The sequence below is a fragment of the Billgrantia antri genome (genome assembly GCF_017868935.1).
GTDB lineage: Bacteria > Pseudomonadota > Gammaproteobacteria > Pseudomonadales > Halomonadaceae > Halomonas > Halomonas antri.
Genome location: NZ_CP053383.1, coordinates 848320 through 865011, shown reverse-complemented (window position 1 = coordinate 865011; position 16692 = coordinate 848320). Strand labels below are relative to the sequence as shown.

Sequence of the window (16692 nt, the reverse complement as noted above, 5' to 3'; positions counted from 1 at the left end):
ATCACGCAGTCTAGCAAGAGTGCAGGGGGCAGGGTAAGCCCGGCTCGGCCTTCGTACCCGCTACCAGCGGGAGCCCGCCGAACGGCATCACTTCCCCTCGTATGCGGGCCCCGGCGATACACTCGAGGTGCCCGGCCTCCACGGTGCCCTCAACGCGTGCCCGCGATAGCAGCGTAACCTTGTCAGCGGCCTTGATCATGCCTGCCACATGCCCATCGATGCTGACCTGAAGACCTTCGAGATACGCCGATACACTGCCGCTCATCGTCACCATGACCGGGTGATCCTGAGCGATGACAGCCCCCTCGATGCTACCCTTGACCACGACCGGCTCACGCGCCGTCAGGCTACCCGTCACCCGTGTCGCCATGCCGATACGGCTACCCTCGGGATCTTGCGGCAATCGGACGAAGGCCGGCGGCTCGACTCTCGCCGCCTCGGCCACCGGCTCGCTCAATGCAGAAGCCGGAAGCGGAGCCTCCCGGGTGGCCCCCGCCGCCAGGCGCTTTCTCTTGCGCTGCCCGCCGTCCCAGACGATAAGCGTCATGACGACCACGCCAAACAAGATAAGCCATGTCTGAATGCCCACGTCATTACTCCCTATCCTCGTATCCCCCTTATAGGGGCCTGACCTCACCTGCGGTGGCGTAAAAAAGCCGCCAGATGCCGCATAGCTCTACGCTTTGATGACAAGAGAGTCGAGCTAGGCTGCATGATGACTCATCGAACCTGGAGGGTTGCATGTTCCACAAGGCAAAGCATCGTCAATCGGCGACTGCGACGTCCAGCATCGTCGCAGACGATAGCGACCGGCCTCCCACGCCCCGCCAGGAGAGAGCCGCAACAAGGTCCAGCGTCTCGGTGATCGGCAGCCATACCTGCATATGCGGAGACATCGACGCCGGTGAGGACCTGACCATCGAAGGGCACGTCGAGGGAACGATTGCCTGCAAGCAGCACACCGTCACCCTGGGACATGGCGGTCGCATCCTCGGGGACGTCTACGCGCACACCCTGCATGTCGCCGGCGAGGTCGAGGGCAACCTGGTGGCGCTGCATCGTGCCACGGTTCACAAGGGTGCCAATGTCAGGGGAACGATCGTGACCCCCTGTCTGATGCTCGAGGATGGCAGCACGTTCCACGGCGGCATCGACATGGACCCCGAGAATGCCCTGCTCAAGGAGGCATTCGGCGAGCCTGTCGCCGGCGCACAGGCGCCCTTTGCATCGTTCGAGGTCGGCGACACCGCGGGGGACGAAACCGATAAGCCCCACGCCGAGCCAGAACCGGAAGGCGATACCCGGCAAATCGAAAACTCGAGCTGATCGCGCCACTCGCGGTGCTGGAGTCGGCCTCACTCCGCCGCTTCAGCCTTGCGATAGCGCCCGGTATAGTCGAACAACTTCTCACGCACCTGCCAATGGCGTCCCACCTTGCGTCCCACCACGAAATCGGGGTGGCGCAAGCGCCGGCGCTCGGCGACGACCTCCTCCGCGCTCAACGGCAGCCAGCGCGCTCCCGGCGCCCGCAAGTGATCGCGCAGGAACACCGCCCCGAAAGCGGCGCGCTGTGCCGATGTCTCGAGGGCAAACCATTCGGCCAGCGTCGTGCCCTCCTCGTCGTGATAGGTCACCTTGAGCCGCGGCAGCCCACGGCCGTTGACGGTGGCCTCGAGCAGCATGCCGGCCACCCGCAGCACCCGGGCGTCCCTGAGGCGCAGCGCCTCCTTGAGCTTGTCGTCGGCATCCACCAGCAGGGCTTGGCAGCCGTGGCAGCGCCGCGCGGCGATATCGTTCTCGGTGCCGCAGTCGCCACATACCTTGAAGCGGAAGCGGAAGTCGCACTGATACGGTTTACAGGCGCCCGATGCCGCGCCACGCTTTCTATTGGCGCCCGATGCCGCGCCATGCTTTCTATTGGCGCCCGATGCCGCGCCATGCTCGACGCCGTCCGTTGCCACTTCAACAAGCCCCTGGCAGCGGCGACCGAAGTGTTCGATCACGAGCTCCCCTTCCTTGCGGCCCCAGAACAGATTGGCGTGACCGCAGGCAGGGCACTCGACCTGCACCGGCTCGGTGTCCGAGGCCGGCCGTGGGCTGCCCACCTCGGGCGCGTAGAGATCCCAGGGGTTGCCGGCGTAGTCGAGGATCAGGCAATCGGTCTTGGCCGGCGCGAGACGCAGGCCGCGGCCGACGATTTGCTGGTAGAGGCTCACCGACTCGGTGGGCCGCAAAATCGCGATCAGATCGACATGGGGCGCGTCGAAGCCGGTGGTGAGCACCGCCACGTTGACCAGATACTTGAGTTCACGCGCCTTAAAGGCAGCGATGAGACGCTCACGCTCGCGCGACGGCGTCTCGCCGGTCACCAGCGCCGCCTCGGCGGATGGCAGGTAGCCGAGGATCTCCTCGGCATGGGCCACCGTGGCGGCGAACAGCATCACGCCCTGGCGCCTGGCGGCGCGCTCGACGATCTCGGCGACAATGCCCGGCGTGGCGCGATTGCCCGCCGCCACCCGGTTGAGATCTTCCTCCCGGAACAGCCCCCCCGTGCCCGGTGCCAGCGCCGAGAAATCATAGCGCTCGACGGCGGCATCCACGCGCCGCGGCTCGGCCAAGTAGCCCTGCTTGACCATCAGCCGTAGTGGCTGCTCGAACACGCAGTCGCGAAAGAAGCAGTCGTCGTCACCGCGCACCATGCCGTGGTGGTGACGGTAGTAGATGAAGCCCTGCCCCAGGCGGTAGGGCGTGGCGGTCAGCCCCAGCACCTTGAGCCGCGGATTGGCCTGGCGCAGGCGTTCGATCACCCGACGGTAGCTGGCGTCCTTGTCCGGCGAGACCCGATGGCACTCATCGATCACCAATAAGGTGAATTGGCTGTCGTCGAAGCGCTCGATGTTGCGGCACCACCGACTGCACCGAGCCGAACCCACCTGGCGTGCACTCTCCTTGCGTCCCAGGCCGGCGCTGAAGATGTCCGCCTCGAGCCCGTAGGCCAGGTACTTGGCGTGGTTCTGCTCCACCAGCTCGCGCACGTGAGCCAGCACCAGGACCCGTCCGCGGGCGAGGCGCGCGAGCTCGGCGATGACCAGCGACTTGCCGCTGCCGGTAGGGAGCACCACCACCGCCGGCTCGTCGGAGTGGCGGAAGTGCATCACCACGTGGCGCACGGCCTCGTGCTGGTAAGGGCGCAGCGAAGGGGCCGCGACAGCAGGCATATCGGAGGCAACGCTAGGGCTCATGGCAAGACACGGAAGGCGACAAGGCCCGTCATGTTAACCGCCATTGGGCTCGCCGTCAGGCCGGCACGGGCCGGCGAAGCGCGGCTCTCTTCCGGCCATCCGGGCCGCCACGGCCTCCAACTGCTCCTCGCCGCCGAGCAGGCCCCGCTGCAGGCTCGCCTCCAGCGCCAGGCGCTCGCGCTCGGACATGCCGGGGGTACGAGAGAAGAGTTCACGGGCCGCGGCCACGGCCTTGGGCGAACGGGCCGCCACTTCCATGGCGATGTCTCGCGCGGCGCGCTGGGGATTGTCATCGAGACGAGTGGCCAGGCCAAGCGACACGGCTTCGCCGCCACTTACCTTGCGACCGGTCCAGGCCAGCTCGCGCAGCACGTCGCTGCGAATGCTCGCGCCGGTCACGCTGATGCCCATGTCGGGAATGATGCCCCAGAGGATCTCGAGTAGCGCCAGCCTTGCCCTGGGATGCGCCACACGAATGTCGGCGCCCAGGGCGATCTGCAACCCACCGCCATAGACATGCCCGTGCAGGGCGGCGATCACCGGCACGCCGACGTCACGCCAACCCAATGCCAGGCGCTGCACCGGATTGATGCCCTGCTCGTCGGGAGCCAGCAGCAAGGGCAGCCGCTCCGGGCGGGTCATGATCGCAGCCATGTCGAGTCCGGCGCAGAAGCTCTCGCCTGTTCCTGAGAGCACTACCGCACGCAGACCGTCGAGTTCACGCAGGCGTTGCTGCGCCTCGAGCAGGCCATCCATCATCGCCCAGTCGAGACCGTTGTGCTCGCGAGGCCGCGCCAGGGCAACCTCGGCGACATGGTCCTGAAACGCCAATGTCACCCGCTCATGAAAAACTTGTCTCGTCATGCTTGCTACCTCGTATCGTCCCTCAGGGCAGTCTGGCGAGGCGGCTACCATTGTCAAACATTCGTTTCATTTTGCTTCGATGGTTTTTCCCCCAATTCGTCTATAGTGAAGGTTCAGTGTCGTGTCGGACGAAGCCACCTCAGGGCAACGGGGAAGCAGCGTGGCTATCGTCATACTCGTGGATGAAATCACTGGTTCATCAGACCTAAACATCGCGAAACTTGATGAAGCTCATGCAAACCGGGGGCATTCTGCGAGCATCATGAAACGCCGCCGCTGATGCGGGGAAGCGGCTGACGCTCGGCCTTCGAAAAGAGGACACTGCCATGCCAGAAAAACCAACAAGGATCACCAGGCTGGCCCTGGTGCTGGATGAGCTGTTGACACTCGCCGAGGCGCACGAACGCGCCGAGGTGGCACGCTACCGACGCCTTGCCTTCAGTTTCCTGCCTTTCGATACCGCCGTGAGCCGCCTGATGGCCTCGCTCGGCATCCAGTGCGAAATGCGCGTCGAGGAGTTGCACCGACTGTCGCGTCAGTTGGGCCTTCCGGAGGCCTCCCCTCCCCAGGCATCGCCACAGGCTGCTTCCGCTCCTCCCTTCTTCGTCAGCACGCCAGCCGTGGCATTCGACGTCCTGAGCCAGGCGGTGACCGACGCGGGATATTCGCTGCACTTCCATGAACACCTGCGCGAGGCCAGCACCGTCCCGGCGCTCTATCCCGCCCTGACGGCAGTAATCAAGCAGAAGCGGGCGGAGCATGCCGTACTGGAAGGCTTCCTCGCGTCTCGCAGTGGACTGACGCAGATGGAACAGCGCGCCTAGACAGCGATGCCCTAACCGAGCAGCGCAGCCAGCCACAGAACGGCAGGGATGTGCCCAGACAGCAACAAACGAAGAGGCGACCCGGCAGGTCGTCTCTTTCCTTTCATGCCGGCCAAGAGTCAGCCGAGCCATACGCAGGCAGTACGGCACAGCCATATCCAGGCATCGCCGCAGGTGACTCCGCGAGATGCCAGGAGAGGCAACATCCTCATCACGCGCTCCGGGTGCGGCTCATCACGTCAAGCCAGCAACAGGCCCTGGAGCAGCAGGTAGCCAGGCAGCCAGGCGGTCACCAAGCCTTGTGCCAGGGCGGTACGCGCCACCAGCGGCTGCAGCTGGGGGTGATGACAAAGCATCAGGTAGAAGCCGAACCAGAGCCCCGTCCAGGCCAGCCAGTTGAGCCCCGACCACCAGCCCCAGAGCCCCTCGGCCACTACCAGTTGCAGTAGTCCGGTAGGCAGCGCGGTGAGCGCCACGAAGAGGCAGAAGTAGCCCAGGCCATGGCCGGAGCTGCCGTTGCGGCGATTGATGGCCACCCACAGATAGGTAAAGGCAAATAGCAGGGTCATGGCCGCGGCACGCACGCTGCTCGCATCGGCCCCCGGGCCGAAAGCAGCATAGGCCGCCACCGCCAGACTGACGCCCCCGGCGAAGAAATTTATCACCTGGATCTCGCGGTCCTCGATGCGTCCCAGCATCCACAGGCCGTTGAGCACCAGCACCGCGCCCACGTAGAGCAGACTCAGTCCCTCATGCACCTTTGCATTCTCCCGGCTCGGGGCACCAACCCCATGCCGGTGCCCCTCTGTCAGGCGCTCTTATAGCCGCAAGCAGCGACCTCGGCAACATATTTGTGGAAATAAATTCCATGTATTATCGAGCCACAAAAAGACGGCCCGAAGGCCGCCTTGTCTGGACCCGCAGGAAGGCGCTTAGCCCACCCATACGCGGGCATTGCGGAACAGCCGCATCCAGGCGCCGTCTCGGGTCCACTCCGCGGGACGCCAGGAGTTGGTTACTGCCCGTACCACACGTTCCGGGTGCGGCATCATGACAGTGACGCGTCCATCCGGGGTGGTCAGGCCGGTGATACCGGAGGGCGAGCCGTTGGGATTGGCCGGGTAGTGGGTGGTGACCTGACCGTAGTTGTCGATATAGCGCAGGGCGACCTGGGCGCTGCCCTGCATGCTGCGCAGATGGGCACTATCACGGAACTCGGCGCGACCCTCCCCATGTGCCACGGCGATCGGCAGCCGCGATCCCTGCATGCCGGAAAGCAGAACCGAGGGGCTCTGCTCCACCTGCACCATGGCCACCCGCGCCTCGAACTGCTCGGACTCGTTACGCACGAAGCGCGGCCAGTTCTCGGCCCCTGGGATCAGCTCCTTCAACTGGGCGAACATCTGGCAGCCGTTGCAAACGCCGAGGCCGAAGCTGTCCTTGCGCGCAAAGAACGCCGCGAACTGCTCCTGCGCACGCGAGTTGAACAGTACCGACTTGGCCCAGCCGCCACCGGCGCCCAGCACGTCGCCGTAGGAGAAACCGCCACAGGCGACCAATCCCTTGAACGCCTCGAGGGAAACCCGCCCTTCGAGGATATCGCTCATATGCACGTCCACCGCCTCGAAGCCGGCATGGTCGAAGGCCCAGGCCATCTCCAGGTGGCCGTTGACGCCCTGTTCGCGCAGGATGGCCACCGCCGGGCGAGCCGTGTTGACGAAGGGGGCCGCGACGTCCTCGTCGACCTCGAAGGTGGCGCTGGCGGAGAGGCCTGGGTCGCGGCCGTCGAGCAGGCCATCGAACTCGTTCTTGGCGCAGTCGGGGTTATCGCGCAGCGCCTGCATGCGATAGCTGGTCTCGGCCCAGTTGCGCTGGGCCAGCAGCCGGGTGGTCTCGAGCAGCGGTTCCTCGAACAGGGTGACGCGCACCTGGTCGTCGTAGCGCGGCCGGGCAATGACGCCGCAGGTCTCGATGCCGGCGGCGGCGAACTGCGCCAGCACCTCTTCGGTGAACTGCCGGTTGACCTGGATCACCGCACCGAGCTCCTCGGCGAACAGCGCGTCCACCGCCTGGGTGGGCTCGTCGATCAGCCAGTCGAGCTTGATCTCGAGACCGGCATGGGCGGCAAAGGCCATCTCCAGCAGGGTGACCAGCAGGCCGCCGTCGCTGCGGTCGTGATAGGCCAGCAGCTTGCCGTCGGCGTTGAGTCCCTGGATCACGGCGAAGAATGCCTTGAGATCCTCGGGATCGTCGAGGTCGGGGCACTCGTTGCCGAGCTGACCGTAGACCTGGGCCAATGCCGAGCCGCCAAGGCGATTCTTGCCGCCGCCAAGATCGATCAGGATCAGATCGGATTCGTCCTGTTCGAGATTGATCTGCGGCGTCAGGGTTCGCATGGCATCGGTGACCGGGGCGAAGCCGGTGACCACCAAGGACAGAGGCGCCGTAATGCTCTTGTCTTCGATCTCACCCTTGTCGTTTTCCGCCTGCCAGGCGGTGCGCATCGACATGGAGTCCTTGCCCACCGGTATGGCGATGCCGAGCTGGGGGCAGAGTTCCATGCCCACCGCGTGCACGGCATCGAACAGCGCCTGGTTCTCGCCGATATGGTCGGCGGCGCTCATCCAGTTGGCCGAAAGCTTGATGTCACCGAGCTTCTCGATGGGCGCCGCCGCCAGGTTGGTGATGGTCTCGGCGACTGCCAGGCGGGCGCTGGCGGCCGGATCGATCAGCGCCACCGGCGGCCGCTCGCCCATGGCCATGGCCTCGCCGGCATGGGTGTCGAAGCTCGCCGTGGTAACCGCGACGTCGGCCACCGGCACCTGCCACGGGCCAACCATCTGGTCGCGGGCTACCATGCCGGTAATCGAGCGGTCGCCGATGGTGATCAGGAAACTCTTGGAGGCCACCGTGGGCAGGCGCAGTACACGCTCCATGGCCTCGCGCAGGTCGAGGTTGTCGAGCATCACGCCGGGCAGCTCAAGCGCCTCGCGCTGGAATTCACGCTGCATCTTCGGGGGCTTGCCGAACAGCACGCTCATCGGCAGGTCGACCGGCTTCGAGTCGAAGTGGCCGTCGCGTACCTCCAGGTGATGCGCCTCGGTCGCCTCGCCGACCACCGCGTAGGGGCAGCGCTCGCGAGCGCACAGTGCATCGAAGGTGGCGAGGTCCTCCGGCGCTACCGCCAGCACGTAGCGCTCCTGGGCCTCGTTGCACCAGATCTCCAGCGGGCTCATGCCGGGCTCGGCGTTGGGCACCGCGCGCAGCTCGAAGTGGCCGCCGCGCTCGCCGTCCTTGACCAGCTCCGGCAGGGCATTGGAGAGCCCGCCGGCGCCGACGTCATGGAAGAAGCGAATGGGGTTGGCCTCGCCCAGCGCCCAGCAGCGATCGATCACTTCCTGGGCGCGGCGCTCGATCTCGGGGTTCTCGCGCTGCACCGAGGCGAAGTCGAGATCAGCGCTGGAGGCACCGGAGGCCATCGACGAGGCCGCCCCACCGCCCAGGCCGATCAGCATGGCCGGACCGCCCATCACGATCAGCTTGCCCCCGACCGGGATCTCGCCCTTCTGTACGTGGCCCTCGCGGATGTTGCCGTATCCGCCAGCAATCATGATCGGTTTGTGGTAGCCGCGCCGCTCGATGCCGCCGGCCCCCAGGGTATCCTGCTCGTAGGTGCGGAAGTAACCGGCCAGGTTGGGACGGCCGAACTCATTGTTGAACGAGGCCCCACCGATCGGCCCCTCGAGCATTATCGACAGCGCCGACTGCATGCGCTCGGGCTTGCCGTAGTCGAACGCCTCCCAAGGCTGGACGAATTCAGGAATGCGCAGGTTGGATACGGTGAACCCGGTGAGGCCGGCCTTGGGCTTGCCACCGATGCCGGTGGCCCCTTCGTCGCGGATCTCGCCGCCGGCACCGGTGGCCGCGCCTGGATAGGGTGCGATCGCCGTGGGGTGGTTATGGGTCTCCACCTTCATCAGGATGTGGATCGGCTCGCGATGCGCGGCGTACACCGCGCGCTCCGCGGCCTTGCCGGTCAGCGGCGCGGCGAAGAAGCGCGGCGCCGTGGTGCCCTGGATAACCGCGGCATTGTCGCTGTAGGCCGAGAGAATGTCCGCCGGCGAGGCCTGGTAAGTGTTCTTGATCATCTTGAACAGCGAGTGGCTCTGCGCCTCGCCATCGATCACCCAGTCGGCGTTGAAGATCTTGTGCCGGCAGTGCTCGGAGTTGGCCTGGGCGAACATCATCAGTTCGACGTCAGTGGGGTTGCGCTGAAGTTCGCCAAACGCCTCGACCAGGTAGTCGATCTCATCCTCCGCCAGGGCCAGGCCCAATCCCAGGTTGGCTTCCTCCAGCGCCGCCCTTCCACCACCGAGTACGTCCACCTGGCCCAGCGGCGCCGGCTCGTGATGCGCGAACAACTGCGCCGCATCGCTGGCATCGGTCAGCACGCTCTCGGTCATACGGTCGTGGAGAGTCTCGCGAATCGCCATGAAAGCGGCTTCTGACATCGGCGCCTTCAGCGCTACGCGATAGGCGATGCCGCGCTCGATCCGGCGCACGCCGCCCAGGCCACAGTTGTGGGCGATGTCGGTGGCCTTGGATGACCACGGTGACTGGGTGCCGATACGCGGCACCACCAGCAACAGCTGACCCTCGCTGTCCTTCACGCTTCGGGTGTCGCTGCTCTCGCTTCTGACGCCGTAGTCGAGCAGTTGATCGAGGAGGCTGCGCTCCTCGCCGGAAAATTCACCGTCGTGATCCACGAAATGCACGTAGGCGGCGTGCAGGGACTCGACCTCGGGAACCCGTGCGCGCAGGGCAGCCAGCAGCTTGTCGTGACGGAAAGCGGAAAGGGCAGGCGCGCCTCGAAGTTCGAGCATGTCTTGAAGCCTCTGAAGCAAGCGGAGGAAGGAGGGCCGCACGGCGGCGCGGAAAGGCGACATGATACTGGAAAGCGGGGGTGGGACGAAATGCAACGGATGACAGGCGTGTCCCGTGCCGTTATCGTGAAGCTCTCATCGCCAACCGTCGCCTGAATGCCCGAGCCCGATCGTCGTATCCTGCTGAGCCGCCTGCGTCTGGCCGCCCTGTCGCTGCTGGGCATCGTCTTGTGCCTGTATCCCTACCGCCACTTCATGCCTGCCAAGGGCCTGCTGGAGGCGGTGCGCGAGCGCGACTTCATCAGCATCCACACGCGCAACACGCCGACGACCTATTACGAGGGGCGCCACGGCCCGACCGGGTTCGAGTACGAGCTGATGCGCCACTTTGCCGAGTTTCTCGGCGTCAGCCTGACCCTGGACGCAAGCCACCACATCCAGAGCGCACTGGAGGCGGTACGCCAGGAAGGCGATATGGCCGCGGCGGCCCTGCCGCTCGACCTGACCCAACCTGACCTCATCTATAGCCGTCCGATTCTCGACCTGCAACCGGTACTGGTCTATCGCCGCGGCCTGCCACCGGTCACGAAGGTCGACGACCTCGCCGGCCTCAGCGTCGGCACCATTCGCGACTCGGGTACCGATCGCGTGCTGAGGGAGCTGCAGACCGAACACCCTGAGCTGGGCTGGCGCGAATCCCCGGAGGTGGAAGTGGCAGAGTTGTTGAGCCAAGTGGAAAGCGGCGCCCTGGATGCCGCCGTGGTCTTCGAGCATCAGTTTCGCATCAACCGCATCTTCTTTCCCGGCGTGGAACGCGGCTTCCCGCTGGGCAAGCCCCTGTCCCTGGCCTGGGCCTTTCCCGCCGAAGGCGGCCTGGGACTGCAGCAGGAGGCCAACCGCTTCCTGAGCGGCCTGCAGCAGGAGGGGAAGCTCGACGAACTGGTCGCCCGCCACTTCGGCCATGACGATTATCTGGAATACGTCGGCGCGCGCACCTTCCTCGCCCATCTCGAGGAACGCCTCCCCGCCTACACCGAACTGTTCCGCGAGGCGGCACGCGATACCGGCTTCGACTGGAAGCTGCTGGCGGCAGTGGGCTATCAGGAGTCGCACTGGGATCCCGAGGCGACTTCACCTACCGGGGTGCGCGGCCTGATGATGCTGACCCTACCCACCGCCAGCGAGATGGGCGTGAGCGACCGGCTCGATCCGGCGCAGAGCGTGAATGGCGGCGCACGCTATCTGCGTCAGATCATGGAACGCCTGCCCGAATCGATCCAGGGCGAGGATCGCCTCTACATGGCCATGGCCGCCTACAACGTGGGGCTCGGCCATCTATACGATGCGCGCAAGATAGCCGAAGAGCGCGGTGGCGACCCAGATAGTTGGCGAGATGTTCGTGAGGCGCTGCCGCTGCTGCAGCAGCACGAATGGCACAGCAAGACGCGTCATGGCTATGCCCGTGGCGGCGAACCGGTCATCTACGTGCGCAACATCCGGCGCTACCACGAGATCCTGACCTACGTCGACCGTAGTCAGCAGCAATACCTGCAGCTCAACGAGACGTCTAACGGCGAGGGTGATGATACGCCGCTGTTCGACATCATTTCGCCCCTTCACTAGAAGAGCGTGCCCATGTACCGACATGCCGCCTTCTTCGTCACCTGCCTGGCCATGGTGCCTCTCGTTCTCGGTGTCGTACTGGTGGAGGGAGAACCTCCGCTGCATGAGCAGGTCGCCCTTGCTCTGACCGGCATGCTCGTCCTGGCCAAACTGATGCTGCTGCAGGGCTGGCATGGGTCGGCGAAGGCTCTGGTAGGGTTCACCCTGTTGCCGCTGGCTCTGGCACTCGCCAGCTACGTGCTGCCGGAGTACTGGATCCCCCTGTCACAGTGGGACGCCATGAGCCGCGGCCTGGCGACCGGGCTTACCCTCGAGGATTGGCGTCCGGGGCTGCTGACTACCCTCGCCCTGCTCCTGCTCGCCGTGCTCGTCGCAACGCACAGCCGCGCTTCCCTGGGCGGTCCGCTGCTGCTGCTCATGACCGCGCTGCTGCTGGGCATCCAGGCGCTGCTCGGCGGTACGGGCCTCGATGCTCAGCTGCCACGTGCGGCCGCCGGGCCATGGTCCACGCTGGCCATGGCGACGCTGTTGACCGGCCTGAGCGTGGCGGCGCTGCCGGGATGGCGAGCCAACGCCACCGCTCTACGGCGTACACTGGCGCCGTCACTGCTCCTCGTGCTGGCCGCGCTGCTGCTGTGGCACCATCAGAAGAGCGTCACCGAGCGGGAATTGCATGCCACGTCCGAGACCGAGGCTCGGCAGCTCGGTGATCGCCTGATACGCGAGATCCACGACCACCTGGCCGCCGTGGAGCGCTTCGCCAACGCCTGGACCCTTTTCGACACCCCGCCGAGCCAGGCCGAGTGGGCCAGGCTGGCAGCGCCCTACCATCACGACTTCCGCTACTTGCTCAACATCGCCTTCGTCGACCCCGACAGCCGCATCACGCGGATCTATCCGCCCAGCGACATCAATCGCCAGGTCCTGGGGGAGCGTCTGTTCGATGCCCAGCCCGCCGGGCGCGAAGCGGTCCGCCGCGCACTCGTCGAGCAGCGCATCGGACGCACGGAGGTCATCATGCTGCTGCAGGGCGTCCCCGGCATCATCCACTACCTGCCGATCCCGCTCGACGAGAGGCGCACCCTGGGCGCCGTAGCCATGGTCATCAGCCTACCGATGCTGGCCGACACACTGTTCAGCGAAGTCGACACCCAGCACACCAGCCTGCTGCTCACCCAAGGCGAGCGGATCCTGGCCAGCCTGGTCCCCGCCACACGACTCGGTCCCTGGCTGCACGAGGTGCAGCTCGACATCAGCGGCATACCGCTGGGCCTGACCATCCAGCCCAGCCACTCCCGCCTGCTTGAGCAATTGCCTCGCCATCCCATGGTCACGCTGGTCACCGGCCTGACCCTGGCCTATCTGCTCTATCTGGTGCTGCATGGGTACATCAGGCTGGCGCACCAGCACCGTCGGGTACATGCCACCAACACCGAACTGCGCCGCGAGATTCGCACTCGCAGCCAGCTACAGGAAGAAGTCGAATGGCTGGCCCGGCATGACGAACTGACCCGGCTCCCCAACCGGCGCCTGTTCATGGAAACGCTGGCAGCCAACGCCACGCGGCGCCCGCTGAGCGTGCTGATCTGTGATGTGGATCATTTCAAGCGCATCAACGACCATCAGGGCCACCTGGTCGGCGACCGATACCTGGAGCAGTTGGGTCGGATAGGGCGCGACGTAGTCGAACCTTCGGGTGGACTGTTCGCCCGCTACGGCGGAGAGGAGTTCGTCGCCTTCCTGCCTCTAGCCGACTCTGTGCGAGCACGGGAAATTGCCGAAGCCTTGCGTCAGCGCCTGCTGGATGCCGCTCTGCTTCACCATGACGGCCGGGTTCTGACGGTCAGCATCGGCGTCGTCACTCTGACACATGGCCCGCTCGACATCGCCACCCTCATGCAGGCCGCCGATGATGCCCTCTATCGCGCCAAGGCCGAAGGGCGTAATCGTGTCAAGGTCGCCCCGGCCCTAAACACCGTCGAGGGAGCCTGACGGGGCTTCGCCACTTTCGCGCCTGGCTTCGAAGAAGGTCTTGAGCAATTTTGCGGCGCGCGCGGCAAGCACGCCGCCCTCCACCGTGACGTGATGGTTATGCCAGGGCTGGGCGAACAGGTTGGCCTTCGATTCGACCATGCCGGTACGCGGTTCAGCGGCGCCATAGACCAGTCGGGCAATACGCGCATGAATGATCGCCCCGGTGCACATCAGACACGGCTCCAGGGTGACGTAAAGGCTACAGCCATCGAGGCGGTAGTTGCCCAGCCGGGCGGCGGCATCGCGCAGCGCACGAATCTCGGCATGGCCACTGGGGTCGTGGCCCGAGATGGGCGCGTTGTAGCCGGCACCGACGATCTCGCCGACGCTATCCACCACAACTGCCCCTACCGGCACCTCGCCGATGGCCAGGCCCTCGCGGGCCTGGTCCAGCGCCCGGTGCATGTAGAATTCGTCACTGCGCATCGGCGCCGACTCCGTTATGCTGTCTGAAACAACCGTATGATACCTCCCGAGGACGTCCCATGACCGATGCCCTGAACGCGCTCGTCGACCTGCTTGGCCTGGAAGAGATCGAGGAAAACCTGTTCCGTGGCCGCAGCCAGGATCTCGGCCTGCCGCAGCTGTTCGGCGGTCAGGTACTCGGCCAGGCACTCTCGGCCGCTACCCACACGGTGGACGCTTCACGCCAGGCGCATTCGCTGCACGGGTATTTCCTGCGTCCCGGCGATCCCCATCGCCCGGTAGTCTATCAGGTCGATGCCGTGCGCGACGGAGGCAGCTTCACCACCCGGCGCGTCACGGCCATCCAGAAGGGGCGTCCCATCTTCTTCTGCAGCGCCTCCTTTCACGGTCGCGAAGAGAGCATGTCCCATCAAATGGCCGCACCCGACGTCGCGACGCCCGAAGTTCTGGCCCAGGATCCACAGGCCCGCCTGGAGCGCTTTCCCGGTCACCCCATCGAGTTTCTGCATCTGGGGGACGAAGCCGAGCCTGGCCAACCCTCGCGCAAGCGGCTGTGGTTCCGCCTTACCGGAGAACTGCCCGACGACCCCGCCCTGCATCGCTACCTGCTGGCCTACAGCTCCGACTTCAATCTGCTGACCACCTCGTTGGTGCCCCATGGCATTACCTTTCGCGACCCCAAGCTGCAGATCGCCAGCCTCGATCATGCGCTGTGGTTCCATCACGACGTAAAGGTCAACGACTGGCTGCTCTACGACATGGACAGCCCCTGGGCCGGTGGAGCCCGCGGTTTCGCCCGTGGCAGCCTCTACGACCGCAGCGGTCGGCTGGTCGCCTCCACCGCCCAGGAGGGCCTGACCCGCCTGCGTGGGCCTCACTAGCTCGCCACGGCATGACTCGCCAGACGGTCCTGCGCGACGAATGTCGTAGCCACAGGAGGCAGCGTAACCCTAAAGAAAAGCGATTATCGGCCGAAGTTAGTAGCTACTGACATCCGTATCAGTACACTTTCTCTTCTCGAGGTTTCGCAATGCAAGCATCGCCTCCCAAGGCCTCATTCTCCCTTAGCCTCCAGGCTCGCCTCCTGCTCCTGGTACTGGTCCCCTTGCTGCTCACGACCATCGGTCTGGTCGCTCTGGATGCCTACAGTCGTATCCAGGACAGCCACGCCGCTCTCATTCGTGAGCGCCAACTGCTCATCGAGACCCGCAAGACCGGTGTCCGCGACGTGGTCGAGAGCGCCCATACCGCCATCGAGCCCGTGCTCCAGGCACCGGGGCTCAGCGATGCCGAGCGTCGTGAGCGCGCTGCCGAGATCCTACGCGCCATCAAGTTCGAAGGCAGTAACTATGTCTTCGCCTATCAGTACGACGGGCTCAATGTGGTGACCGCACCGATGCCCGAGCGCGAAGGCACCAACATGTGGGACCTGCAGGCACCGGACGGCTCCTACATCCTCCGCGACCTGATCGGCGCAGCGCAGCGGGGAGGCGATTTCTACGAGTACCCATGGGAGCATCCGGGCACAGGGAGCGTCGAGCCCAAGTACTCCTATGCGGCCAACGTGCCTGAGCTGGGCTGGATGATCGGCGCCGGTGTCTATGCCACCGAGATCGATGCCGCCATGGCCGAGACCGAAGCACATACAGCCGCCTCGCTGCGCCGCGCCATTCTGTTCTCGTCATTGCTGGGACTGGGACTGTTCGTCGGCGTGGCGGTCGTGTCGGTATGGCTGGTACGCCGCACCGTTGCGCCGATCCGTCGTACCGCCGAGGCCATGCGCGACATCGCCAAGGGGCAAGGCGACCTCACCCGGCGCCTGAAGGTGGAGAGTCGCGACGAGATCGGCGAACTGGCGAGTCAGTTCAATGCCTTTGTCTCGCGTATGCAGGAGACTCTGCGCGACGTGCGTCGCAGCACCGCGAGCGTCAACCAGGCCGCCGAAGAGATCGCCCAGGGCAGCGACGAACTGGCCACCCGCACCGAGCAGGCCGCCGCCAACCTGCAGGAGACCTCAGCTTCGATGGAGGAGATCACCGCGACGGTGAATCACAGCACCGAATCGGCCGAGCAGGCCAACCAGTTGGTGGTGGCAACCTCTCAGGTCGCTCGCGACGGGGAGAGCGCCATGCAGCGGGTCGAGCGCACCATGGCCGATATCGACGCTTCATCGAGCCGTATCGCCGAAATCGTCGGTCTGATCGACGGCATCGCTTTCCAAACCAACATCCTGGCGCTCAACGCCTCGGTGGAGGCGGCCCGCGCCGGTGAACATGGTCGCGGCTTCGCCGTGGTGGCCCAGGAAGTCCGCACCCTGGCCAGCCGCTCCGGAGAGGCCGCCAAAGAGATTCGTGAGCTGATCAATACCTCCGTCGCTCATGCCCGCGACGGCAGCGAGATCGTCCAGCGTGCTGGCGCCACCATGCAGGAAATCGTCACCAGCGTGGCACGGGTCAGCGATGTGATCGCCGAGATCAGCGCCGGGGCACGGGAGCAGAATGCCGGCATTGGGCAGATCAATACCGCAGTGGCCGAAATGGACACCATGACCCAGCAGAACGCCGCCATGGTGCAGCAGACTTCCACTGCCGCCACCGAAATGCGCCGTCACGCCCAACACCTCGGCGAGCTGATCAGGACCTTCGTCCTCGGCGAGGACGAGCCCTCCCAGCCGCAGCAGCGCACCACCAGCCTTCAGCGTCCCGCCGCGCTGCCGCGCCCGGTCGCTGATCCCAAGCCACGCCGGGCGCACGCAACCGAAGAGGAGTGGGAAACCTTCTGAAGCCAGAGGCGCCC

General features: G+C 65.5%; 12 protein-coding genes. 6 read left to right on the top strand and 6 right to left on the bottom strand.

The window, feature by feature from the left end:
• Nucleotides 1–10: 10 nt before the first annotated feature.
• Entirely contained in the window at nucleotides 11–547 is a 537-nt protein-coding gene (locus HNO53_RS04120) for a bactofilin family protein (protein WP_242597537.1), read from the bottom strand.
• 194 nt (nucleotides 548–741) lie between these two features.
• On the opposite strand from HNO53_RS04120, the gene HNO53_RS04115 reads away from it, so the two are divergent.
• Complete coding sequence (locus HNO53_RS04115; RefSeq protein WP_209476489.1) at nucleotides 742–1326, top strand: bactofilin family protein; 585 nt, start codon at nucleotides 742–744, stop codon at nucleotides 1324–1326.
• A 29-nt stretch (nucleotides 1327–1355) separates the two neighbouring features.
• Here the strand turns inward: HNO53_RS04115 and HNO53_RS04110 are convergent, their stop codons facing one another.
• Entirely contained in the window at nucleotides 1356–3242 is a 1887-nt protein-coding gene (locus tag HNO53_RS04110) for a DEAD/DEAH box helicase family protein (protein WP_420827853.1), read from the bottom strand.
• Between the two features lie 33 nt (nucleotides 3243–3275).
• Nucleotides 3276–4106 carry a crotonase/enoyl-CoA hydratase family protein gene (locus tag HNO53_RS04105; protein WP_209476487.1) on the bottom strand — a complete coding sequence of 277 codons (831 nt, stop codon included), beginning with the start codon at nucleotides 4104–4106 and terminating at the stop codon, nucleotides 3276–3278.
• Between the two features lie 326 nt (nucleotides 4107–4432).
• On the opposite strand from HNO53_RS04105, the gene HNO53_RS04100 reads away from it, so the two are divergent.
• Nucleotides 4433–4930: a hypothetical protein gene (locus tag HNO53_RS04100; protein ID WP_209476485.1), complete on the top strand. Its 498-nt coding sequence runs from the start codon at nucleotides 4433–4435 to the stop codon at nucleotides 4928–4930.
• Nucleotides 4931–5169: 239 nt separating this feature from the next.
• On the opposite strand, the gene HNO53_RS04095 is transcribed toward HNO53_RS04100, so the two are convergent.
• Together HNO53_RS04095 and purL are read right to left on the bottom strand one after the other, a co-directional pair.
• Nucleotides 5170–5688: an AmiS/UreI family transporter gene (locus HNO53_RS04095; RefSeq protein WP_209476484.1), complete on the bottom strand. Its 519-nt coding sequence runs from the start codon at nucleotides 5686–5688 to the stop codon at nucleotides 5170–5172.
• 174 nt (nucleotides 5689–5862) lie between these two features.
• Nucleotides 5863–9813 carry a phosphoribosylformylglycinamidine synthase gene (purL, locus tag HNO53_RS04090; RefSeq protein ID WP_209476483.1) on the bottom strand — a complete coding sequence of 1317 codons (3951 nt, stop codon included), beginning with the start codon at nucleotides 9811–9813 and terminating at the stop codon, nucleotides 5863–5865.
• Nucleotides 9814–9969: 156 nt separating this feature from the next.
• Between purL and mltF the strand changes: the two genes are divergently transcribed.
• On the top strand, nucleotides 9970–11436 hold the full coding sequence (gene mltF, locus HNO53_RS04085) for a membrane-bound lytic murein transglycosylase MltF (RefSeq protein WP_209476482.1): 1467 nt from the start codon (nucleotides 9970–9972) through the stop codon (nucleotides 11434–11436).
• Nucleotides 11437–11448: 12 nt separating this feature from the next.
• Nucleotides 11449–13428 carry a sensor domain-containing diguanylate cyclase gene (locus HNO53_RS04080; RefSeq protein ID WP_209476481.1) on the top strand — a complete coding sequence of 660 codons (1980 nt, stop codon included), beginning with the start codon at nucleotides 11449–11451 and terminating at the stop codon, nucleotides 13426–13428.
• On the opposite strand, the gene tadA is transcribed toward HNO53_RS04080, so the two are convergent.
• Entirely contained in the window at nucleotides 13405–13896 is a 492-nt protein-coding gene (gene tadA / locus HNO53_RS04075; protein WP_209476480.1) for a tRNA adenosine(34) deaminase TadA, read from the bottom strand. The two genes, HNO53_RS04080 and tadA, sit on opposite strands and share 24 nt — an antisense overlap.
• Before the next feature lie 59 nt (nucleotides 13897–13955).
• On the opposite strand from tadA, the gene HNO53_RS04070 reads away from it, so the two are divergent.
• Nucleotides 13956–14777, top strand: coding sequence for an acyl-CoA thioesterase (locus HNO53_RS04070; protein WP_209476479.1), 822 nt, complete (start codon nucleotides 13956–13958; stop codon nucleotides 14775–14777).
• Nucleotides 14778–14926: 149 nt separating this feature from the next.
• On the top strand, nucleotides 14927–16678 hold the full coding sequence (locus HNO53_RS04065; protein ID WP_209476477.1) for a methyl-accepting chemotaxis protein: 1752 nt from the start codon (nucleotides 14927–14929) through the stop codon (nucleotides 16676–16678).
• Nucleotides 16679–16692: the final 14 nt, after the last annotated feature.

What these genes read in the sequence shown, in the direction of transcription:
- HNO53_RS04120 (WP_242597537.1), bottom strand. Translation starts at nt 547, where the DNA reads ATGACGCTTATCGTCTGGGACGGCGGGCAGCGCAAGAGAAAGCGCCTG.
- HNO53_RS04115 (WP_209476489.1), top strand. Translation starts at nt 742, where the DNA reads ATGTTCCACAAGGCAAAGCATCGTCAATCGGCGACTGCGACGTCCAGC.
- HNO53_RS04110 (WP_420827853.1), bottom strand. Translation starts at nt 3,242, where the DNA reads ATGAGCCCTAGCGTTGCCTCCGATATGCCTGCTGTCGCGGCCCCTTCG.
- HNO53_RS04105 (WP_209476487.1), bottom strand. Translation starts at nt 4,106, where the DNA reads ATGACGAGACAAGTTTTTCATGAGCGGGTGACATTGGCGTTTCAGGAC.
- HNO53_RS04100 (WP_209476485.1), top strand. Translation starts at nt 4,433, where the DNA reads ATGCCAGAAAAACCAACAAGGATCACCAGGCTGGCCCTGGTGCTGGAT.
- purL (WP_209476483.1), bottom strand. Translation starts at nt 9,813, where the DNA reads ATGCTCGAACTTCGAGGCGCGCCTGCCCTTTCCGCTTTCCGTCACGAC.
- mltF (WP_209476482.1), top strand. Translation starts at nt 9,970, where the DNA reads ATGCCCGAGCCCGATCGTCGTATCCTGCTGAGCCGCCTGCGTCTGGCC.
- HNO53_RS04080 (WP_209476481.1), top strand. Translation starts at nt 11,449, where the DNA reads ATGTACCGACATGCCGCCTTCTTCGTCACCTGCCTGGCCATGGTGCCT.
- tadA (WP_209476480.1), bottom strand. Translation starts at nt 13,896, where the DNA reads ATGCGCAGTGACGAATTCTACATGCACCGGGCGCTGGACCAGGCCCGC.
- HNO53_RS04070 (WP_209476479.1), top strand. Translation starts at nt 13,956, where the DNA reads ATGACCGATGCCCTGAACGCGCTCGTCGACCTGCTTGGCCTGGAAGAG.
- HNO53_RS04065 (WP_209476477.1), top strand. Translation starts at nt 14,927, where the DNA reads ATGCAAGCATCGCCTCCCAAGGCCTCATTCTCCCTTAGCCTCCAGGCT.